Below are 20,636 nucleotides of genomic sequence, written 5' to 3' on the forward strand. Positions count from 1 at the left end.
GGGTGCACCCGGCGAGTGCCGGCCGGGGGTAGGCTCGCGGTTCGCGGAGGCGTACCTCGTCTGGTGACGGGCGCGGTCTTCAAAACCGTTGTGGCCGGGTATCTCGGCCAGGCGGGTTCGATTCCCGTCCGCCTCCGCCACCCTTCGCCCGACGGATGCGAGGAGACCCCGGGAGTGAGCGAGTTCGACCCGCGCCGCCGGGTCCCCCGCACCGACGCCGTGCTCGCCGACCCCCGGCTGGTCGCGGCCGCCGGGCGCCTCGGCCGCGGACCGATCAAGGACGCCGTCGGCGCGGCCCTGGCCGCCTGCCGGGCCGGCGAGATCGCGCCCGCCGAGGTAGCCGACCGGGCGGTCGCCCGGCTGCCGCGCGACGCGGGTTCGCTGCGGCCCGTGATCAATGCCAGCGGCGTGATCGTGCACACCAACCTCGGCCGGGCTCCCCTGTCGGACGCTGCGCGCGCCGCGGTCGACCGGGCCGCCGGCGCGACCGACGTCGAGTTGGACCTGGCCACCGGGCGGCGCGGCCGCCGCGGCGCCGGGGCCGTCGGCGCCCTGGTCAATGCGGTGCCGGGCGCCGAGGCCGCGCACGTGGTGAACAACGGCGCGGCGGCGCTGGCACTGGCGGCCAACGCGCTGGCGCGCGACCGCGAGGTGATCATCGCCCGCGGCGAGATGGTGGAGATCGGCGACGGCTTCCGGATCCCCGAGCTGCTGGAGGCGGCCGGCGCGCGGCTGCGCGAGGTGGGCACCACCAATCGGGTACGCCTCGCCGACTATGCGGCCGCCGTCGGGCCGCAGACGGGGTTCGTGATCAAGATCCATCCCTCCAACTTCGTCGTGGACGGTTTCACCTCCACCGTGGGGCTCGGCGAGCTGCGCACGCTGGGCGTACCGGTGGTGGCCGACATCGGCTCCGGTCTGCTCACCCCGCACCCCCGACTGCCGGACGAACCGGACGCAGCGACCAGCCTGGCCGCGGGCGCCGACCTGGTCACCGCGTCGGGCGACAAGCTGCTCGGCGGCCCGCAGGCGGGGTTGATCATCGGCCAGGCGACGCTGGTCGAGCGGTTGCGCCGGCACCCGCTGGCCCGCGCGCTGCGGGTGGACAAGCTCACCCTGGCCGCGCTCGAGGCCACACTGGTCGGACCGGTCGCGCCGGTCCCGGCGGCGCTCGCGCGGACGCGGGACGAGCTGACCGCGCGGGCGGAGCGGATCGCGGCGGCGATCGGCGAGCCGGCGCGGGCCATCCCGAGCGAGGCGGCGGTCGGCGGCGGGGGCGCGCCCGGTGTCACACTGCCCAGCGCCGCGGTCGCGCTGCCTGAGCACCTCGCCGAGATCCTCCGGCTGGGCAATCCCGCGGTGGTCGGGCGCGTCGAGCGCAGCCGACTACTGCTGGACCTGATCGCCGTCGACCCGGCCGACGACGAGTCGTTGATCACCGCCGCCCGCGCCGCGATCGGAACCTGAGCGATGCACGTGCTCGCCACCGCGGGCCATGTCGATCATGGAAAGTCGACGCTGGTCCGCGCGCTGACCGGATCCGACCCGGACCGGCTCGCCGAGGAGAAGCGACGCGGGCTGACCATCCGGCTCGGCTATTGCTGGACCGAGCTGGATCCCGTCGGCGAGGTCGCCTTCGTCGACGTGCCCGGCCATGATCGTTTCCTGCCGACGACGCTGTCCGGGCTGGGCCCGGCGCCGGCGGTGCTGTTCGTGGTGGCCGCCGATGACCCCTGGATGCCGCAGGCCGCCGAGCACCTCGCGGCGCTGGACGCGCTGGGGGTACGCCACGGCGTGCTCGCCGTGACCCGCGCCGATCTGACCGATCCGGGCCCAGCGCTGGCCACGGCCCGCGCACAACTGGCCGGGACCGGGCTGGCGGGCGCGCCCGCGGTGGCCGTCAGTGGGCGTACCGGACAAGGGCTGGCGGAGCTGCGTGCGGCGCTCGGTGCGATGCTCGCCGCGATCCCGGCTCCCGATCCGGCGACGCCCGCGCGGCTGTGGGCCGACCGCAGTTTCCACCTGCGCGGCTCCGGCACCATCGTCACCGGCACCCTGCCCGCGGGGACCATCGCGGTCGGCGACCGGCTGGTCACCGACGCGGTCGAGGTCCGGGTGCGCGGCATCCAGGCGCTCAGCAGCGACACCGACCGGGTGGTCGGGCCGGCGCGGGTGGCGCTCGACCTCGGCGGCGGCGTCGGACGGTCGGTGGCCGAGGGCAGCGTGCTGGTGGCGCCGGAGGCGTACCGCTGGACGAGCGAGATCGACGTCCGTCTGCGCGGCGACGGCGACCCGCCGCGCGGGCCGCTGCTGCACATCGGGGCGCTGGCGTGTGCGGTGCACGTCCGCCCGCTGGGCAACGGGTACGCCCGGCTCGGCCTGGAACGACCGCTGCCGCTGCGCGCGGGCGACCGGGCGATCCTGCGCGACCCGGGCGACCGGCGGATGTGGGGTGTCGCCGTGCTGGATCCCGACCCGGTGCCGCTGCGCCGCCGCGGCGCGGCCGGTCGGCACGCCACGGCGCTGGCGGGCTTCGACGGCGGGATGGCGGCGCCGCTGCGGGTGCGGGGGGCGGCGCGCCGGTCCGAGTTGGCCCGCTCGGGGTTCGCCGACGATCTTGACGCCGCGGCGGGCGATGAGTGGCTGCTCGATCCCGCGCGGGCGTCGGAACTGGCCGCGCGGCTGACCGAGTTGGTGGCCGCCGCCGGTGTGGACGGGATCAGCCCGGCCGACGCGGCACGGCGGCTCGGGCTGCCGGATCCGGTGTTGTTGCGAGCGCTCCCCGGGCCGGCGCCGATCGAGCGCGGCGGCCGGCTGGTCGCGGGCACCGGGCTGGGCGAGGCCGAGTCGAGGGCGCTGGCGGCCCTGGCGGCCGAGTTGGCCGACGAGCCGTTCGCGGCCCCCGATGCCGACCGCCTGCGCGAACTCGGCATCGACGACGCGATGCTCGCCCGGCTGGCCCGCGCCGGGCGCCTGGTCCGGCCGGCGCCGGGCATCGCGCTCGGTCCGGGGGCGGTGAACGAGGCGGTCAGCAGGCTGGCGGAGCTGCCGCAACCGTTCACGGCGAGCGAGGCCCGGTGGGCGCTCGGCACCAGCCGCCGGGTGGCTCTTCCCCTCCTCGACCACCTCGACCGATCCGGGCGTACCGTCCGGCTGCCGGATGATCGCCGGCGGCTGCGGACCTGAGTTCGGCACGCGGCTTGGGTGGGGGCCCGGTGCGGCTGGTCGGACCAGCGCCAATGCCGCACCGGTGTGACGCTCGGCGGCTGCCTGTCGCCCGTGGGCCCCGCCACGACGGCATCCGGTCGACCTCCGGCGACCGCGAGAGCCAGAACGGTGCGGATGCCCCCATCCGCGAACCGAAACGGCACCCGCGAGCGATACTCGGCCCGCACCTGCCGGGTTCAGCCCGTGGCTGCCAGTTCGGCCCGTGCCTGCCGAGTGAGCCCGCGCCTGCCGGTTCGGCTCGCGGCTGCGGGTTCACCCCGCGAAGCCTCGGCGGAATACAATCGCCAGACTTGAACGTTCAACCGTCATGAAGAAGATCGGATTCCTGTCGTTCGGGCACTGGACGCCGTCGCCGCAGTCGGAGACGCGGACCGCGGCCGACGCGCTGCTGCAGTCGGTCGACCTGGCCGTGGCCGCCGAGGAGCTCGGCGCCGACGGCGCGTACTTCCGGGTGCACCATTTCGCGCGCCAGCTCGCCTCGCCGTTTCCCCTGCTCGCCGCCATCGGCGCCCGCACCTCGCGGATCGAGATCGGCACGGGCGTGATCGACATGCGGTACGAGAACCCGCTCTACATGGTCGAGGACGCCGGCGCGGCCGATCTGCTCGCCGGGGAGCGACTGCAGCTCGGCATCAGCCGGGGATCGCCGGAGCAGGTGATCGACGGCTGGCGCTACTTCGGCTACGAGCCGGGCGAGGGAAGGACGGACGCCGACATGGCGCGGTCCCACACCGAGGTCTTCCTCAAGCTGCTCGACGGCGAGGGCTTCGCTCAGCCGAACCCGCGCCCGATGTTCCCGAATCCGCCCGGCGCGCTACGCCTGGAGCCGCACTCCCCCACGCTGCGCGACCGCATCTGGTGGGGCGCAGTCTCCGACGCGACGGCGCGTTGGACGGCCGAGCAGGGCATGAACCTGATGTCGTCCACCCTGAAGGCCGACGAGACCGGTGAGCCGTTCCATGTCCAGCAGGCCAAGCAGATCCGGGCCTTCCGCGAGGCGTGGGCAGAGGCCGGACATGATCGCGAGCCGCGGGTGTCGGTGAGCCGGTCGATCATCCCGTTGATCAACGACACCGATCGGGCCTACTTCGGCGTGGAGCGCAACTCGCGCGACCAGGTCGGCCAGATCGAGCCGAACCTGCGCGCGGTCTTCGGGCGCAGCTACGCCGCCGAGCCGGACAAGTTGATCACCGAACTGGCCGAGGACGAGGCCATCGCCGAGGCGGACACGTTGTTGATCACCGTGCCGAACCAGCTCGGAGTGGACTACAACGCGCACGTGATCGAGGGCGTACTGACCGAGGTTGCCCCGGCCCTCGGCTGGCGCTAAGAACGTGCCGGCACGAACATCTGCACGGCCAATTCCCGACACATCCTCGTACTGCACGCCTGCTTGGCCTTGTCGATCGAGTCAGCCACGCGTGACGAGAGGTTCGGTGACAACGCCGCGCCCATCCACTCGGAAGGAGCCCCGACTGTTGCGCGGCGGGAGCACGCGGCTCACGTGGATGCCGACGGCGCTCTGAAAGCCCAACTAACATGGCCCATCAGAACCACATCTCCCGACTCTTAGTTGCGACGACAACTATTTGTCTTCCAGTTCCTCGATTGCAGTCGACACCTCGCGGAGCTCATTCTCGATCGACCGTCGACGTCGCTCCATCGCGTTTTCCCACCGTTCCTCCTGATTGCCAGCATCACGAAATCGCCGCTCGAGGTCAGCCCTACGTTCCACTAAGGACTCTAACCGCTCGTCCAACGCCGCCAGCCCTGCTTGCATTTCGTGCCGCGAGCGGCTGAACTGTTCCAGCCCCTCGGCAGACCCACTATCGGCAGCTCGCGGTGATACGTACAGCTCGGAGATAAGCAGCTCACGTTCTCGCTCCAGTCGCAACTGCTCATGCGCGATTATATCAAGTTGGGTAAGCAGGGCTGGACCCTCGCTGTCCGCCCTCCGTCGCCGTCGGCCAGAGTTCGCCATGTGTAGCTGCTGCCGAACGAGCACGTCATAGCGTTCCTGCAATACGCGAAGCGGCCGTTCATTGCCAGAAGACACCTCCTTTACTTCATCGAGAGATTCGTTGCTCACAGGAGACTGGGTGCGCTCCTTAGCGTACTTTAGAAACTGCAGCGGCTCGTAGAAGTGGATGCGCTGCCCCGAAGCTTCCCAATATTCGTCAATTAGTTCCGGACGACCTCCCTGTGTCTTCCCTCGATCGATGCGCCACCAGTCCTCTTTAGCATCGTCGGTCACGAATATCAGGGGGCGCTTGGAGGCAGCTCCATATTGAAGGATCTCCTTCCAGATGATGAGGTCACCGTACTCATTGCCATTTGACTTGCCTGCATCCTTGTAGCCTGGCGGAACCTTGTTCTCGTACCGCTTCTTGCCGTCGTCCGCGATATCCTCCAGATCTTTATCACTGAAGCGTTCGCCGATACGCGCGACATACAGGTCGCTGATCCGAATGAAGACTTTATCCGGATCGCCATCGCCACTTATCCATTCTTCGTGCGCGCGCGCTTGGGTGTCGAGTATCGTCGTGAATGTGATGAATAGGTCATTTAGCCTGTCCGTCAATTCTCCTCTATTCAGCGAAGGGTGGTGCTTGTATTCATTCAAGGTCTTCTGAATCGTGTTCTTTGCGGCATCTACTGATTCCTTGACTCTTGAGAACGCATCACCAGTGTTGCTGATAACATCGAGGCGTCGACGCTGGAATTCCAAGCCAACTTGGTAAGGAAGCCAAAGGGACTCGCGAAGCTGTTCGAGGACATGCAAAAATTCATCGCGCGTGTTCCGTGTGTAACGGAAGAAGTTCAGCAGGGTATTCGTATCGAGGACGATCGCTCCGTCGTTCCACAGGCTGTCGATCTCTTGCCCATCGAGCGGATAATAGGCTCGGAAGGTCTGCCGCATCGCGTCGTCCTTTCAGCGTCTCCATTGAATGGTACAGGGAGTATCCGACGACTCCGGACAACAACCCCCACGTGATTCAGGACGTGCTGACCGAGGTCGCCCCGACGCTCGGCTGACGCTGAGAAGGTGCGGTCGACTGGCGCGCTCATCGCCACCCGCGTATGCGCCGGTTCGAAACCTGCGGCGGCATTGCCGTTTCCGCTCCAAGCACAAGCTGGTCAAGGTGATCGTTAGCGAGCACAGCGATCGTATTCACGGCTGGCTGATCGCGAGACGCCCACGCGTCGGGTCGCCCGACTCGGTGTTGGCCATCGTCGCATGGTTCGCATATCGAGGGTTCGCGATATAGGCCGTCGCCGACACTCGCTCCGATCCAGCGGTCGCCACGATCGCTGACGCACTATTGCGATCTGCTGGCGGGGACGCGTCCGGGACATCGGCATGGAACGGCCCGAGCAGTGGCCCGCTGATCGTTGTTGCTCGTCGAGGGTTCGACCGCCGTCACCGCGATCGACGACCGCCAAGCGGCGACCGGCCCCGGTCGTCGTGGCCTGCCCCATCGCATCATCAGACTGTGCCAAGGTAGCCACGTGCCCGTACCACCCCGCGCCGAGCGCCGCCGGCTGGAGGACGAACTGCGCTCTCGCGGCCTGCCGCTGGTGCTCTCCCCGGCGATTCGCGGGCGGGCGCTGATCGAGCGCACCGCGCCGGTCATGCTCGGTCTGGCGACGCTGCTGACCGGGCTCGATCTCGGGGAGCGGATCGGCGACGAACTGCCCGACCCGGAGACCTGGGAACCGGGGACGACTCCTGAGGATCTGGCCCTGGTCGGCCTGATGCTCGCCGCGCTCGGGCTGCTGCTGGCCTCGCCCTTCGTCGCCTGGCTCACCACATTCGTCGAGCGGCGGCTGCCCCGGCGGGCGCGCGTGGTACTCGGCCTGGTCGCAATCGGAGTGCTGCTCGCCGGCCCGCTGATCATCGGGCTTCCGGTCCTTCCCTATCTCCCGCTGCGCGTGCTGGCCGCGGCCGGCGTACTGCTGCTGGCCTACTGGGGAGTCGGCACGATGCTGACCTGGGCGGGTCATCGCGCGGTACACGAGCTCTGGACGCTCGGGCCGATGATCTCCCGCGTGCTCCCGGTGCTGATGGTGGCGGTGCTGTTCTTCTTCTACAACGCCGAGATCTGGCAGATCGTCGCCACCCTCAGCTTCGGTCGCACCTGGGCCGCGGTCGCGGTCTTCCTCGGCCTGGCCGTCGTCCTGACCGCGGTCAACGCGAGCGACGAGGTCGGCGAACTGCTGCGTGATCAACGGCAGCGGCACCGCACCAGCCGGCTGCGCCCGCGCGAGCGGCTCAACCTGCTGCTGGTCGCCGTGCTGGTCACGCTGATCCAGCTCACCTGGTTCGGGGTGCTGGTATTCGTGTTCTTCGTCGCGTTCGGGGTGCTGACGATCACCGATGCGACGGCGGCGCAATGGATGGGCCGCCCGCCCGACCGGCTGGACGGACTCTCCGGGCTGTTGCCGATCAACCGGCAACTGGTCCAGGTCTCGATGATGATCGCCGCGTTCTCCGGGCTGAACTTCGCAGCGATCGCCGGCAGCGACAAGCAGTACCGCGCCACTTTCGTCGACCCCGCGCTCGATGAGGTACGCCGCGGCCTGGAGGTACGCGAAAGCTACCTACGGCCCGATGATCACCGCCGAGACGCCTGAGCCGCTCAGGCCGGGTCGCCGCCCAGCACCCAGGTGTCCTTCCCGCCGCCCCCGCGGGAGGAGTTGACGATCAGGCTGCCGGCGGGCGCGACCCGGGTCAGCGCTGCCGGCACCAGATGGCTGTCGATGGCCTCCCCGTCGGCGCGCAGGTGCACGAATGCCCGCAGATCCATGTGGTGCGGGAACAGCCCGCTGCCGTCGAAGGTCGGGTGCGTCGACAGCCGCAGCACCTCCTGGGCGATGAACCGCTCCGGATTGGATTCCAGCTCGCGGCGCCGCTCCTCCAGCTCCGCCTCGGTCGCCGCCGGACCGATGGTGATCCCGGCGCCCCCGTAGCCGTCGATCGGCTTGACCACGAGTTGATCAAGGTTCGCCACCACGAAGTCACGCTGATCACGTTCGGCGCACAGCCAGGTCGGCACCTGCGGGATGATCGGCTCCTCACCCAGGTAGTAGCGGATCATCTCGGGCACGAAGGCATAGACCGCCTTGTCGTCGGCCACCCCGTTGCCGAGCGCATTGACCAGGGCCAGGTTCCCGCGGCCGAGCGCCCGCGTGATGCCCGAGCGCAGTCGGTTGCCCTCGGCATCGTGGGAGGACAGCAACATGTCCTCCTCCATCCGCACGTAGAGCACGTCGATCCGCTCCTCGCGGCCGCGCCGCAGCGCATACAGCACACCGTCGCGCGCCACCAGGTCATCGGTGTCCAGCAACGAGATCCCGGCCCGTTCGGCGATCATGGTGTGCTCGAACCAGGCGGAGTCGGCCGACCCGGAGCTGAGCATCGCGATCCGCGGCTCGTCACCCGCCGCCGGCGGTGCGGCGGCGACCAGCGTTTCCAAGATCATCTCCGGTACGCCGTCCACGGGCCTGACGCCGGCCGGCATCGGGATGTCGGCCCCGAGCCCGCCCATCATCTCGCGGCTGGCCAGGGCGTACCCGATGCCGGAGGGGACGCGCAGATTGTCCTCCAGCACCATGAATTCCCCCGGCCCGGTGCTGACCAGGTCGAACCCGCTGATGTGGTTGCGCACCGGCTGCCACGACGGCATCCGGCCGACCGACCGGAATCCGGGCGCCCGGTCCAACAGCTCCGGCGGGATCAGTTGATCACCGATGATCTCCTGGCCCGCGTAGATGTCGCGCAGGAAGGCGTTCAGCGCGCGGGCCCGCTGGCCGAGACCGTCGCCGAGCCGCGCCCAGGTGTCGGCGTCGATCAGCCGCGGCACCAGGTCCAGCGGGAAGACATGCGGCCGGTCCTGGCCCGACACCCGGAAGGTGACGCCACCGCGGCCGAGCTCGCGTTCGACCGCGTACTGCGTGCGCCGCAGCGTCACCGGGCCGATCCGGTCCACGGCGGCCAGGATCTCCCGGTACGCCGGCCGCGGCCGCCCCGCTGCGTCGACGGCCTCGTCGTGCACCGGCGGACCCGCCTCGGGCAGCTCCTCGCGATCCAGCCGCTGGTAGCCGTGCAGCAGGCTCGACCCGGCGCTCGGTAGCGGAGCAGCGGACGGCTGGCCGGCGGTCTCGGCCACCACCAGGTCGACGACATCGGTGAGCAGCCCGCGCCGGCGCAGCACGCGGCGCTGCCGCGAGCTGGACGAGCCGATGTGCAGCGCGCGGGTCACCAGATCGGTCACCGTGTCCCAGTCCCCGGCGGCCTCGAGCTGCGGGCGCAGGCCCGCGGTCAACTCCTCGATCGCGTCGGTCGCGCGTCGCGGCCGGTGCGACTCCGGGTCGATCAGCTCGCCCTCCATGCCCGAGCGTGCCGCCTGCCAGAGCGCGGCCCGCGCCATCGGCGCGCTCATCTGCGTCGGCGGCTCGCCCCGCTCCATCCGACCCACCTCGCGATCCACGAGCGCCCGGAACAGTCCGGCAATCGCCGCGATGGTGTCGACCGAGGGGCAGGAGTCGCAGATCCGCAGCTCCAGGGTGTCCAGGTGCGAGGACGGGCGGACGTCGAAATAGACCATCCCGGGATCGGTGATCACGCCGCTCGCCACCAGCTCGGTGATCAACTCGTCGTACTCGGCGGCGGAGCCGACGGGCGCCGCCGGCCCGGTCGTCGGCCAGCGCTGCCAGATCAGGGTGCGCGCGCTGGCGTACCCGGTGTCGGTGCCGTCGGACCAGAAGGGAGACGAGCAACTCAGCGCGAGCAGCAGCGGCAGCCATGGCACCAGTCGGACCGCCACCCGGACGGCCTCGTCGCGATCGGCGACGTCGACGTGCACCTGGGTGCCGCAGATCAACTGCTCCCGCGCCAGCAGTTGATAGTCGGCGAGCATCCGCCGGTAGCGCGGCGACTCGGTGACCTGCAGATCGGTGGGCATCGACAGCGGCATCGTGCCGGCGGCGGCGATCCCGACGCCGAAGCGTTCGGCGGTACTCGTCAGCAGCCGTCGGTTGTGCAGCAGGTTCTCCCGCAACTCGGCCAGGTCGGTGAAGACCGCCGAATTCGATTCGATCACGAAGCGCTGCATCTCGGCGACATAGATGTCCTCCGGCAGCGCCTCCAACAGATCGCCGGCGCGCGACGTCAACCGCCTCGTCTCGAGATCGATCAGGTGGAACTCCTCCTCCACCCCCAACTTCCGCGCGCCCGCACCCGTTTGCCCACCCCCCGTGTGCCCGCCGCCCATTTCCCCAACCATTGCGCCAGCCTAGGGGCAGGCGCGTTACGCCCGGGTTACCGGCAGCGGGGTCGGGTCGTCAGGCGGGCGGCTCGAAGCGCCCGTCGATGGCGGTCCACCCGCCGTCGACGAAGAGCTGGCTGCCGGTGACGAAGGACGCGGCGTCGCCGGCGAGAAAGACGACCGCACCGACCAGTTCGTCGGGCCGGGCCCAGCGCCCGAGCGCGGACTTCTCGGCGTACGCGCGGCCCCAGTCGGCGTCGTCGCGGATCTGGCGGGTGAGTGGGGTCTCCACGACGCCCGGTGCGACGGCGTTCACCCGCACCCCGGCGGGCCCGTACTCGGCCGCCGCCGTCCGCAGCAATTGCACCAGCCCGGCCTTGGTCGCCGCATACACGCCCTGGCCCGGTTCGGTGGTCACCGCCCGGATGGAGGAGAAGCCGATGATGCTGCCCCCGCCGCGCGCCGCCATCGCGCCGCCGAACTCGCGCACCAGCGCGAACGACGCGCGCAGATTCAGCGACACGACGCGCTCGAAGTCGTCGGCGGTGTAGTCGGCGATCCGCTTGCGGACATTGGTCGCCGGGGTGAAGACGAGAACGTCGACGGTCAGCTCGGCGGCCGCCCGCGCGACGGCTGCCGGGTCCAGCACGTCGAGCGGGTACGCCGTCGCGGGCTCGCCGAGACGGCGTACCGTCGTCGCCAGCGCCGCCTCGTCGCGGTCGGCACAGATCACCGCCGCACCCTGGGCGGCCAGGCCCGCGGCGCACTCGGCGCCGATCCCGCCCGCCGCACCCACCACCAGCGCGCGCCGGCCATCGAGCCGGAACAGGTTCGCATAGTCCATGATCATCTCCGTCTGGTCAGGCCCCGCCTTGTCAGGCCCCGGCGCGGGTGTCCGGCCGGATGATCGCCATCCGGGTCACGGTGAGTTCCTCGATCGCGAACCGCGGCCCCTCGCGGCCGGCGCCGGAGTCCTTCACGCCGCCGTAGGGCATCACGTCGGAGCGAAATCCCGGCACCTCGTTGACGACCACGCCGCCCGCCTCGATCCGTTCCACAGCGGCGAAGGCGGCGGCCAGGCTGGCGGTGAAGATCGCGACGTGCAGCCCGTAGCGCGAGTCGTTGACCAGGTCGATCGCGGCGGCCAGGTCGGGTACCGAGCGGACGGCGACGACCGGCCCGAAGATCTCCTCGGCCCAGGCCTCGGTGACCACCGGCGGGTCCACCAGCACCGTCGGCTCGATGGCGCCACCGACCAGTCGGCCGCCGGCGATGATCTCGCCGCCCGCGGCCTGCGCCGCGGCCAGCCAGTCCCGCACCCGCCGGGTGGACCGCTCGTCGATCAGCGCGGCGACCCGGGTCTTCGGGTCCCGCGGATCGCCGACGACCACCTCCGCCAGCCGAGGGGCCAGTTCGGCGAGGAAGGCCTCGCGTACCTCCTCGACCACGATCACCCGCTGCACGCTGATACACGCCTGACCCGAGGCGTAGTAGCCGCCGCGGATCACCGCATCGGCCGCCGCGGCCAGGTCGGCATCGGCGGCGACCACCAGCGCCGCATTGGATCCCAGCTCCAACAACACCTTGGTCGGCGCGGCGTCGCGGGCGATCGCGTGCCCCACCGCGGCCGAGCCGGTGAACGAGACCGCGCCCACCCGCGGGTCCGTCGTCAGCGCGCGACCCACCGCCGCATCGCCGGTGACCAACTGCACGGCGCCGGCCGGCGCGCCCTCGGCGACCAGCGCCCGGCGCAGCACGTCGACCAGCCACAGCGTGGCGAGCGGCGTCTGCGGCGCGGGCTTGACGATCACCGGACAGCCCGCGGCGAGCGCCGGCGCGATCTTGTGCATCGCCAGCAGGAAGGGATAGTTGAAGCCGGCGATGCCCACCACGACGCCGATCGGGCGGCGCTGCCAGAAGCCGATCAGACCGTCGCCGCTCGGCAGCAGATCCAGCGGCACGGTCTCGCCGTGCAGCCGGGCCACCTCCTCGGCGGACAGCTCCAGGGTGAGCAGGGCTCGGTCGACCTCCACCCGGCAGTCGATCAGCGGCTTGCCGGTCTCGGCGACCAGCAGTTGCTCCAGCTCGGCGCGCTGCCCGCGCAGCTCGGCCAGCGCGCGCTGCAGCGCGCCGCGGCGGATCCGCGACGGCAGGGCTCCGACCACGTCGGCCAGGGCTGCGGCATGGTCGACGGCCTGCGCGGCGACCGCCTGGTCGCCCACCGGCGCAGTGCCGATCACCGATCCGTCGTGCGGGAAGATCACCTCTTCAGAACCCGGTACGCGCTGCCAGTCCTCGCCGATCGGAAGCCCGTCGGGCCAGCGCTGTTCGATCATGGTTCCTCTCCGTCCGTGCCGGCAAGCAGGTCGGCGGTGCCGGCACCCGCCAGTGCGCGATCGAGATCGGGCACCGCGGTGATCAACTGGCGGGTGTAGGCGGCCGCGGGATCGGCCCAGATGCGTTCCACCGGGCCGATCTCGACGATCTCGCCCGCGCGCATCACCGCCATCCGGTCGCAGACGTGCCGGACCACCGACAGATCGTGCGAGACCAGCACGAGCGTCAGCCCCAGGTCGTCGACGAGCCCGGAGATCAGGTCGAGCACCTGCCCGCGCACCGAGACGTCGAGCGCGCTGACCGGCTCGTCGGCCAGCAGGATGTCCGGTCGCGGGGCGAGCGCGCGGGCGATCGAGATCCGCTGCCGCTGCCCGCCGGAGAACTGGTGTGGGAAGCGGCGGGCGGCCTCGGCCGGCAGGCCGACCTGTTCCAGCAGCTCGCCGACGCGGGCGCGTCGTTGCGCGGGGGTCGCGCCGATCAGCGGCTCGGCCACGATGTCGGCGATCCGCATCCGCGGGTCCAGCGAGCCCGCCGGGTCCTGGAAGACGAGTTGCAGCCGCCGGCGCAGGAACCCGAGCCGGCGCTCGGGCAGGCCGGAGACGGGCGTACCGTCGATGATCACCCGGCCGGCGCTCGGTCGGTCCAGCGCGGCCAGCAGTCGCAGCAGGGTCGACTTGCCCGATCCCGACTCGCCGACGATCCCGAAGCGTTCCCCCGCCGCGACCTCGAAGTCCACCCCGCGCAGGGCGTCGACCACCGGCGCCGGCCCGAACAGCGACCGGCGGGCGCGTCGGTAGCGCCGGGACACGCCCTGGGCGACGACGAGGCTCATCTGCCCACCTCCGCCCGCGGGGCCAGCCGGGATGCGGCGAGCAGTTTGCGCGTGTAGGCGTGTTGGGGCCGGGCGAGCACCTCGCCGACCGCCCCGGCCTCCACGATCCGGCCCTCGGTCATCACCAGTACCCGCTCGCAGACGGTCGCCACCACCCCCAGGTCATGGGTGATCAACAACAGCGCCGCATCGTGCTCGGCCACGCCGCGTCGGATCAGGTCGAGCACCCGGGCCTGCACGGTGACATCGAGCGCGGTGGTGGGCTCGTCGGCGATCAAGAGCTCCGGGTCATTGGCGAGGGCGATGGCGATCACCACTCGCTGTCGCTGGCCGCCCGACAGTTGGTGGGGGTACGCCAGCGCCGCCTGGGCGGGATCGGGTAGCCCGACATCGGCGAGCAGCTCGACGGCCCGGCGCCGGGCGGCCGCCCGGTCCGGGCGGGTGCGGTGGATGATCATCACCTCTGCCACCTGGTCCCCGATCCGCATCGTCGGGTTCAGCGCGGTCATCGGCTCCTGGAACACCATGCTGGCCAGCCGCCCGCGGATCCGGGCGCGGGCGCGTTCGCCGGCTTCGACCAGATTGCCCTCGAACCCCGCCAGCCCGACCCGCCCACCTGCCCGCAACCCGTCGGCGAGCAGGCCCAGCGCGGCGAGGGCGGTCAGCGACTTGCCCGAGCCCGACTCGCCGATCAGCCCCACGCGCTCGCCGCGGCCGACGGTGAACGAGACGTCGTCGACCAGCCGCCTCGCGCCGGCGGTGACGGTCAGGCCCTCGACCTCGAGCACGCTCATTGCACACCCGCCAGTCGTGGGTCGAGGCGGTCGCGCAGGCCGTCGCCGAGCAGGTTGAAGCCGAGCACCGCAAGGGCAATCGCGATCCCGGGGATGATCACCAGCAGGGGTGCGGCGTAGATCAACTGCTGGCTCTCCTGCAGCATCCGGCCCCAGGACGGCGTGGGCGCCGGCGTGCCGAACCCGAGGAAGGACAGCGCCGCCTCGGCGAGGATTGCGATCGCGAACGAGACGGAGGCCTGGACGATGATCAGGCTGGCGACGCCCGGCAGGATGTGCCGCACGGCGATCCACAGCGGCGAGCGGCCGGCGGCCCGGGCCGCCGTGATGTAGTCCGCGTGCAGCAACTGCAGGGTGCCGGACCGGATCACCCGGGCGAAGATCGGCACCGTGGAGATGCCGATGGCGATCATCGCGACGGCGGTGCTTCCGCCGTAGACGGCGGTGAACATGATCGCCAGCAGTAGGGCCGGGAAGGCCAGCAACAGATCGACCCCGCGCGCCAGCAGCACACCGAAGATGCCGGGCAGCATGGCGGCCAGGATGCCCAGCGGCACGCCCACCACGGCCGCCACCCCGACGGCCACCACGCCCACCCACAGCGTGGTCCGGGCACCGACCATGAGCTGGCTGAAGACATCGCGTCCCAGCGCGTCGGTGCCCAGCAGATGCTCTGCCGACGGACCCTGCAGCCGGTCGATCGCATTCACCAGGGTCGGGTCCCACGGGGTCCAGACGAAACTGATCAGCGCCACCGCGATGATCAGCGCAACCAGGATCCCGCCCACCCACAGGCTCGGGTTGCGTGGGCCGCTCATCGCGCCGCCCGCAGCCGCGGGTCGATCACCAGGTACAGGGCGTCGACCACGAAGTTGACCACCAGCACGGCGACGACCAGGACCATCACGACGTCCTGGACGACGATCAGGTCGCGGTTGGCGACGGCGTCCAGCAGCAGGGAGCCGATGCCCGGCACCACGAAGACCCGCTCGACCACCACGGCCCCGATCAGCAGCGTGGTCAACTGCAGACCGAGCACGGTGACCACCGGGATCGCGGCATTGCGCAGCCCGTGCCGCAACAGCGCCGGCACCGGCCGCAATCCCTTGGCCCGGGCCGTGCGCAGATAGTCCTCGCCGAGCACGTCCAGTACCGCGCTGCGGACATAGCGGGCCAGCACGGCCGCCTGGACCAGGGCAAGCGCGAGCACCGGCATGATCAACTGCTTGACGAACATCGCCGGGTCCTCGCTCGGCACCGTCCACCCGCCGGCCGGCAGCCAGCGCAGGCGTACCGCGAAGATCGTCACCAAGACGATGCCCGCGGCGAAGGCGGGCACCGCCATGCCGACCTGGGACAGCGCCGACAGGACCAGACCCGAGACCCGGCCGTTGCGCAGCGCCATCAGGCAGCCGAAGGGCACGGCGATCAGCACCGCGACGATCATCGCGCAGGCGACCAGCCAACCGCTGACCTGCAGCCGGTCACCGATCAGCGGCGCGATCGGCGTGCGGCCGATCCAGGAGTCGCCGAGGTCGAGGGTGAGCAGCCCGCGGACCCAGTCGACGTACTGCACCACCAGCGGACGGTCGAGCCCGAACTCCGTGCGCAGCCGGGCCACCGCCTCCTCCGAGCTGTTCACCCCCAGCGCGACCCGCGCCGGATCGCCCGGCAGCACCGCCATGAAGAGGAAGACCAGCACGGAGGCCGCGAACAGGCTGATGATCAGCAGCCCGAGCCGGGCCAGCAGCCGCAGCGCCATGGTTCAGCTACGGCCCAGGCCGGACAGGTCGAAGGACTCGGACACCGCATTCTTCGGCAGCCCGGTGATGTCGGCATCGGCGACCATCAGGTTCGGGAAGAGGAACAAGAAGTCCGCGGCGGCATCCTCGGCGATCATCCGGGCCGCGCGCTTCATGTTCTCGGTCTGCTCGGCCTCGGTGCCGGTGTCGGCGGCCTTCAGCGCCGCGACGAACTCGGGCTTGCCGTAGTGGGTGTAGTAGTCCGGGTCGCCGAAGACGGTGCCGATGTCGCGCGGCTCGACGTGCGCGACGATCGACATGTCGTAGTCCGAGTCCTTGAACACCGTCTGCAGCCACTGCGCCGGGAACTCGAGCTGATCGAGTTCGACGGTGAAGCCGGCCTGCTGGAGCTGGCTCTGCACCACCTGGCCGCAGGAGACCGCGTAGGGCAGGTTCGGGACCCGTAGCCGGATCGTCTCGTCGGCCTTGCCGGACTCGGCCAGCAATTGCCGCGCCCGGGCGGGGTCGTAGGGGTCGACCGCGGTCAGGTCCTCATACCAGGGGTCGGTCGGCGGGACCATCGAGCCGATCAGCGTGCCGCGGCCCGCCCAACAGGTGTCCAGCAGGGCCCGATGATCGATGGCCGAGCGGACGGCCCGGCGTACCCGCTGATCGCTCATCGGCTCGGTCGAGTTGTTGAACGACAAGACCACCTCGCCGTTCGTGGTGCCCTCGATGATCTGGAACCGCTGATCGCCCTCGAACTGGCGCAGCGCCTCGGGCGCCTGCACGGTGCCGATCACGTTGATCGTGTTCGACAACAGCGCGTTGTTCAGCGCATTCGGGTCCTTGAAGTAGCGGAAGGTGACCTCGCCGAAGGCCGGCGGGTTGCCCCAATAGTCGTCGTTGCGGGTCAGCGTGATCGAATCGCCGCGGCGCCACTCGCCGAAGGTGTAGGGGCCGGTGCCGACCGGGGCGTTGGCAAGATCGCCGACGCCGTCGGGGGTCATCATCGCGCCGATCCGGGTGGTCATCCGGTAGAGCCAGTCGTTGGACGGCTCGCGCAGGGTGACCCGCAACTGGGTCGGCGAGACGGCCTCGGCGCTCGCCACGCGATCCATCGCAGACTTCAGCGACACCGACCAGTTCGACTTGACCCGCTCGATGGAGAAGGCGGCATCGTCGGCGGTGAAGGGCTTGCCGTTGCTGAAGGTCGCGCCCTCGACCAGCTCGAAGGTGTAGGTACGCCGGTCCTCGCTGAGCGTCCAGGACTTCGCCAGGGCCGGGACGATCTGGCCCTCGTTGTCCACCTTCACCAAGGTCTCGTAGACGTTGTAGAGCAACACCTGCGGGATGGCCGCCCCGTCGGTGCTGGTGAAGTCGAGGTTGGCGGGCTCGGCGATCAGGCCGACCGCGAGCGCATCGGTGTTCGGCCCGTCGGTCCCGCCCGGTGCGCCGCCGTCACCGGTGGCACCGGCCGAGCACGCGCTCATGATCACCAGCGCCAGCACCGCCAGCGCACCCGCGGCAGCCCGCGCCCATCCGTCAGTCCGGCCAGCCATCGCCCGCCCTCCCTCGCATTCGTGGGCCTCGTCGCCCGCGCTCAGCGTACGGTCCGAGCCGCCGCCCGCCGGCGCCGTCTCAGTGGTCTGACCAGTTGACTCGCCCGACCGTGGGGCTACCCTGCTGTTCGGATCGGGCGGTGTCAAGGGCCCGGCAAGATGCCCGCCGAAGGGCAGAGCGGAGACGTCGATGACGAACCCGGCACGACTGAGCGCGGCCGAGTTGCTCCGCCGCTACGCCACGGGCGCCCTCACCCCGACGCAGGCCCACGACGCGGTGCAGGCCGAGATCGAACGCCGCGAACCCGTACTGAACGCCTTCTGGGTACGCGATGCCTCCGCCTCGGCGGCCGCGGCGGAGCAGAGCACGAAGCGCTGGGCCCGGGGCGAACCGGCCGGGCCGCTGGACGGCGTACCGGTCACGATCAAGGAGAACCTGGCCCGGGCCGGCGTACCCATGCCGGCGGGCAATGCCGCCGTGGCGCCGGTGCTGCCGGAGCGCGACTCGCCCGTCGCCGCGCGGCTGGCGGCCACCGGGGCGATCATCCTCGGCTCGACCGTGATGCCGGACTGGGGCATGTTGTCCTCGGGCGTGTCCAGCCTGCACGGGATCACCCGCAGCCCGTGGAACCCCGACTGGACCACGGGCGGGTCCAGTTCCGGGGCGGGCGCCGCCGCGGCGGCGGGATTCGGCCCGCTGCATGTCGGCACCGACATCGGCGGCTCGATCCGGCTGCCCGGCACCTGGCTCGGCCTGGCCACGCTGAAGCCGACCGGCGGACTGATCCCGCTGGATGCGCCCTATCTCGGTCGGGCCGCGGGACCGATGGGGCGCTCCGCCGATGATCTTGGTCTGCTGCTCGGCGTGCTCGCCGGGCCCGACCGACGCGACTGGACCGCGCTGCCGACGGTGACGGAGCCGACACCCGCACCGTCCGTGGCGGGTCTGCGAGTCGGGGTCCAGCGGGCGGCCGGCGCTGGGATGGACGTCGACGCCGAGGTCGCGGCGGCGACCGATGCGGCGGCCGCGATCTTCGCCGCGGGAGGCGCGGAGTTGGTCGACCTGGCCGGGTTCTTCACTCCCGAGCTGTTGCGCCGCCTCGACCTGTTCTGGCGGGTTCGCTCGCTGCATGATCAACGCGCGCTGCCGGCCGAGCGGGCGGAGCGGACGCTGCCGTTCATCCAGCGCTGGGTGGCCGGCGGCGCGGGCGTGGACGGTCTCGAGCTGATGGCCTGCTACAACGCGATCATCGAGCTCCAGTCCCGCACCATCGCCGCCACCGACGGGCTCGATCTGATCATCTCGCCGGTGGCGCCGGTCGCGGCCTTCCCCGCCGAGTGGCCGATGCCGTTCGGTGATCAGGATCTCGGGATGGCCCATATCGGCTTCACCGCGCCGTACAACATGTCCGGTCAGCCCGCCGGGACGATCAATTGCGGATTCACCTCCGACGGCCGGCCGATCGGGCTGCAGGTCGCCGGGCAGCGCTTCGCCGACCGGGCGGTGCTGGCGGCGCTGACCTGGTTCGAGAACCACCGGCCGGCGACCGCCGAACCGCACTGGCCGATCGGGGAGTCGTGATGGCGCCCTTCTCGCCGGTCCAGCCCGTCCGCCTCTACGAACGGATCGTCGAGCAGATCGAGCAGGCGGTTCGGGCCGGCGAGCTGCGCCCCGGGCAGCGACTGCCGAGCGAGCGGCAACTGGTTGCCGAGTTCGGCGCATCCCGGGCGACGGTGCGCGAGGCCCTGCGCGTGCTGGAATCGAACGGCGTCGTCCGCTCGCGACCCGGCGACCCGGGCGGGCCGGAGGTGCTGGGCTTCTCCACCGCGGCACTGAGCCGGCAGCTCCAGCGGCTCGCCGGCTCCGCCGAACTCGATCTCGCCGATCTGGTGGGATTCCGGATGATCATGGACGGCGCGGCCGTGACGCTCGCGGCGCAGCGGCGTACCGACGACGATCTGGCGACGCTGGATGCGCTGGTCACCGAGATGGAGTCCGCCGCCGAGCGGGGCTTCGGACCGTTCAGCGAGGCAGACCTTGCCTTCCACGAGGCGCTGACCCGCGCCGCCGGGAACACGCTGGTGCTGTTGTGCCTGCAATCGGTACGCAGTGCGGTGCTCGGACTGATCGCCGACGAGCTGGCCCGGGCGAGCGACGCGACCGCGCGGATGCGGGAGTCGGTCGAGCGTCACCGCGGCGTGCTCGCCGCCGTCCGGGCCGGCGACGGCGAGGGCGGCGCGGCGATTGCCCGGCGCGACCTCTACGACTACTACGCGCCCCATGTCGCAGCGTCGGCCCGCGATCAGTTGCGGGCGCTGCTGGGCTGATCGGGTCCGAGCCAGCGGCGCACCTCGGGCTCGATCTCGCGCCAGGAGCCGACCGCCTCGGCCTGCTGCCCGCGCATCGCCCTCAGGTACAGGCCATCGCCGATCAGCAACAGGATGCGGGCCATCGCCGGGTCGCCGACGACGTCCAGCAGTGCGGCGTACCAGCCGTCCTCGAGGCCGTTCAGCACCTTCCGCGCACGGTCGGCGCCGGTCTGGGTCAGCCGGCTGGCGGCGATGTAGAGCTCGTTCAGATCGCTCGGGGACTCCGCCGAGGTGCGCAGGTAGTAGTCCACCGGCCCTTCGGGTGCCTCCCGCATCAGCGCGACGTCCTCGCCACCGAGCTCGGCGAGCCGGTCGAGCAGGCCGTCGACGAGCGCCTCGCGCGACCCGAAGTGATAGAGCAGGCCGCCCTTGGAGACGCCGGCCCGAGCCGCCACGGCGTCCATGGTCGCCGCCTGTTCGCCCGCCTCGGCGACGATCGCGGCGAAGGCGTCGAGCACCTTGTCACGGGCGGCGGGCGGTCGCGGCATGCGCTGCAGCGTACC

General features: G+C 71.1%; 16 protein-coding genes and 1 tRNA gene. 7 read left to right on the forward strand and 10 right to left on the reverse strand.

The window, feature by feature from the left end; all coding sequences use genetic code 11:
• Positions 1-45: 45 nt before the first annotated feature.
• From ACXDC7_RS15255 to ACXDC7_RS15270, 4 genes are all read left to right on the forward strand, one after another.
• A tRNA-Sec gene (locus tag ACXDC7_RS15255) sits at positions 46-140 on the forward strand.
• A gap of 34 nt (positions 141-174) precedes the next feature.
• On the forward strand, positions 175-1,467 hold the full coding sequence (selA, locus tag ACXDC7_RS15260) for an L-seryl-tRNA(Sec) selenium transferase (protein ID WP_459222641.1): 1,293 nt from the start codon (positions 175-177) through the stop codon (positions 1,465-1,467).
• A 3-nt stretch (positions 1,468-1,470) separates the two neighbouring features.
• The gene (locus ACXDC7_RS15265) at positions 1,471-3,186 is read left to right on the forward strand and encodes a SelB domain-containing protein (RefSeq protein ID WP_459222642.1); all 1,716 of its coding nucleotides are present in this window, start codon (positions 1,471-1,473) and stop codon (positions 3,184-3,186) included.
• A gap of 349 nt (positions 3,187-3,535) precedes the next feature.
• A complete protein-coding gene (locus tag ACXDC7_RS15270) occupies positions 3,536-4,558 on the forward strand; it encodes an LLM class flavin-dependent oxidoreductase (protein ID WP_459222643.1) in 1,023 nt (340 codons plus the stop codon).
• Between the two features lie 255 nt (positions 4,559-4,813).
• Here the strand turns inward: ACXDC7_RS15270 and ACXDC7_RS15275 are convergent, their stop codons facing one another.
• Positions 4,814-6,148, reverse strand: coding sequence for a PIN domain-containing protein (locus ACXDC7_RS15275; protein WP_459222644.1), 1,335 nt, complete (start codon positions 6,146-6,148; stop codon positions 4,814-4,816).
• 590 nt (positions 6,149-6,738) lie between these two features.
• On the opposite strand from ACXDC7_RS15275, the gene ACXDC7_RS15280 reads away from it, so the two are divergent.
• On the forward strand, positions 6,739-7,863 hold the full coding sequence (locus tag ACXDC7_RS15280) for a hypothetical protein (RefSeq protein ID WP_179445628.1): 1,125 nt from the start codon (positions 6,739-6,741) through the stop codon (positions 7,861-7,863).
• Between the two features lie 5 nt (positions 7,864-7,868).
• On the opposite strand, the gene ACXDC7_RS15285 is transcribed toward ACXDC7_RS15280, so the two are convergent.
• Genes ACXDC7_RS15285 through ACXDC7_RS15320 form a run of 8 tightly spaced genes read right to left on the reverse strand, consistent with a single transcriptional unit; the run spans position 7,869 to position 17,763 of the window.
• Positions 7,869-10,514: a glutamate--cysteine ligase gene (locus ACXDC7_RS15285; protein WP_459222645.1), complete on the reverse strand. Its 2,646-nt coding sequence runs from the start codon at positions 10,512-10,514 to the stop codon at positions 7,869-7,871.
• Between the two features lie 58 nt (positions 10,515-10,572).
• A complete protein-coding gene (locus ACXDC7_RS15290) occupies positions 10,573-11,340 on the reverse strand; it encodes an SDR family NAD(P)-dependent oxidoreductase (RefSeq protein ID WP_179445627.1) in 768 nt (255 codons plus the stop codon).
• A gap of 31 nt (positions 11,341-11,371) precedes the next feature.
• Complete coding sequence (locus ACXDC7_RS15295) at positions 11,372-12,832, reverse strand: aldehyde dehydrogenase family protein (RefSeq protein WP_459222646.1); 1,461 nt, start codon at positions 12,830-12,832, stop codon at positions 11,372-11,374.
• The gene (locus tag ACXDC7_RS15300) at positions 12,829-13,665 is read right to left on the reverse strand and encodes an ATP-binding cassette domain-containing protein (protein WP_179445625.1); all 837 of its coding nucleotides are present in this window, start codon (positions 13,663-13,665) and stop codon (positions 12,829-12,831) included. The genes ACXDC7_RS15295 and ACXDC7_RS15300 overlap by 4 nt, the downstream gene beginning before the upstream one ends.
• On the reverse strand, positions 13,662-14,459 hold the full coding sequence (locus tag ACXDC7_RS15305; protein ID WP_459222647.1) for an ABC transporter ATP-binding protein: 798 nt from the start codon (positions 14,457-14,459) through the stop codon (positions 13,662-13,664). The genes ACXDC7_RS15300 and ACXDC7_RS15305 overlap by 4 nt, the downstream gene beginning before the upstream one ends.
• Positions 14,456-15,277, reverse strand: a complete 822-nt coding sequence (locus ACXDC7_RS15310; protein ID WP_459222648.1) for an ABC transporter permease — start codon at positions 15,275-15,277, stop codon at positions 14,456-14,458. Before ACXDC7_RS15310 ends, ACXDC7_RS15305 begins: the two co-directional genes overlap by 4 nt.
• Complete coding sequence (locus ACXDC7_RS15315; RefSeq protein WP_179445622.1) at positions 15,274-16,221, reverse strand: ABC transporter permease; 948 nt, start codon at positions 16,219-16,221, stop codon at positions 15,274-15,276. The genes ACXDC7_RS15310 and ACXDC7_RS15315 overlap by 4 nt, the downstream gene beginning before the upstream one ends.
• Positions 16,222-16,224: 3 nt before the next feature.
• Positions 16,225-17,763 (reverse strand): ABC transporter substrate-binding protein, encoded by a 1,539-nt coding sequence (locus ACXDC7_RS15320; protein WP_179445621.1) that lies wholly within the window; start codon positions 17,761-17,763, stop codon positions 16,225-16,227.
• A gap of 190 nt (positions 17,764-17,953) precedes the next feature.
• On the opposite strand from ACXDC7_RS15320, the gene ACXDC7_RS15325 reads away from it, so the two are divergent.
• Positions 17,954-19,345, forward strand: coding sequence for an amidase (locus ACXDC7_RS15325; RefSeq protein ID WP_459222649.1), 1,392 nt, complete (start codon positions 17,954-17,956; stop codon positions 19,343-19,345).
• Positions 19,345-20,091, forward strand: a complete 747-nt coding sequence (locus tag ACXDC7_RS15330; RefSeq protein WP_459222650.1) for a FadR/GntR family transcriptional regulator — start codon at positions 19,345-19,347, stop codon at positions 20,089-20,091. Before ACXDC7_RS15325 ends, ACXDC7_RS15330 begins: the two co-directional genes overlap by 1 nt.
• On the opposite strand, the gene ACXDC7_RS15335 is transcribed toward ACXDC7_RS15330, so the two are convergent.
• The gene (locus tag ACXDC7_RS15335; RefSeq protein ID WP_459222651.1) at positions 20,067-20,621 is read right to left on the reverse strand and encodes a TetR/AcrR family transcriptional regulator; all 555 of its coding nucleotides are present in this window, start codon (positions 20,619-20,621) and stop codon (positions 20,067-20,069) included. The two genes, ACXDC7_RS15330 and ACXDC7_RS15335, sit on opposite strands and share 25 nt — an antisense overlap.
• Positions 20,622-20,636: the final 15 nt, after the last annotated feature.

Source organism: Naumannella huperziae (genome assembly GCF_054073625.1).

Bases quoted from the DNA above. Each gene is read 5' to 3' on its own strand.
- ACXDC7_RS15325 (WP_459222649.1), top strand. From the start codon at position 17,954: ATGACGAACCCGGCACGACTGAGCGCGGCCGAGTTGCTCCGCCGCTAC.
- ACXDC7_RS15290 (WP_179445627.1), bottom strand. From the start codon at position 11,340: ATGGACTATGCGAACCTGTTCCGGCTCGATGGCCGGCGCGCGCTGGTG.
- ACXDC7_RS15310 (WP_459222648.1), bottom strand. From the start codon at position 15,277: ATGAGCGGCCCACGCAACCCGAGCCTGTGGGTGGGCGGGATCCTGGTT.
- ACXDC7_RS15295 (WP_459222646.1), bottom strand. From the start codon at position 12,832: ATGATCGAACAGCGCTGGCCCGACGGGCTTCCGATCGGCGAGGACTGG.
- ACXDC7_RS15300 (WP_179445625.1), bottom strand. From the start codon at position 13,665: ATGAGCCTCGTCGTCGCCCAGGGCGTGTCCCGGCGCTACCGACGCGCC.
- ACXDC7_RS15270 (WP_459222643.1), top strand. From the start codon at position 3,536: ATGAAGAAGATCGGATTCCTGTCGTTCGGGCACTGGACGCCGTCGCCG.
- ACXDC7_RS15320 (WP_179445621.1), bottom strand. From the start codon at position 17,763: ATGGCTGGCCGGACTGACGGATGGGCGCGGGCTGCCGCGGGTGCGCTG.
- ACXDC7_RS15330 (WP_459222650.1), top strand. From the start codon at position 19,345: ATGGCGCCCTTCTCGCCGGTCCAGCCCGTCCGCCTCTACGAACGGATC.
- ACXDC7_RS15335 (WP_459222651.1), bottom strand. From the start codon at position 20,621: ATGCCGCGACCGCCCGCCGCCCGTGACAAGGTGCTCGACGCCTTCGCC.
- ACXDC7_RS15265 (WP_459222642.1), top strand. From the start codon at position 1,471: ATGCACGTGCTCGCCACCGCGGGCCATGTCGATCATGGAAAGTCGACG.
- ACXDC7_RS15275 (WP_459222644.1), bottom strand. From the start codon at position 6,148: ATGCGGCAGACCTTCCGAGCCTATTATCCGCTCGATGGGCAAGAGATC.
- ACXDC7_RS15305 (WP_459222647.1), bottom strand. From the start codon at position 14,459: ATGAGCGTGCTCGAGGTCGAGGGCCTGACCGTCACCGCCGGCGCGAGG.
- ACXDC7_RS15315 (WP_179445622.1), bottom strand. From the start codon at position 16,221: ATGGCGCTGCGGCTGCTGGCCCGGCTCGGGCTGCTGATCATCAGCCTG.
- ACXDC7_RS15285 (WP_459222645.1), bottom strand. From the start codon at position 10,514: ATGGTTGGGGAAATGGGCGGCGGGCACACGGGGGGTGGGCAAACGGGT.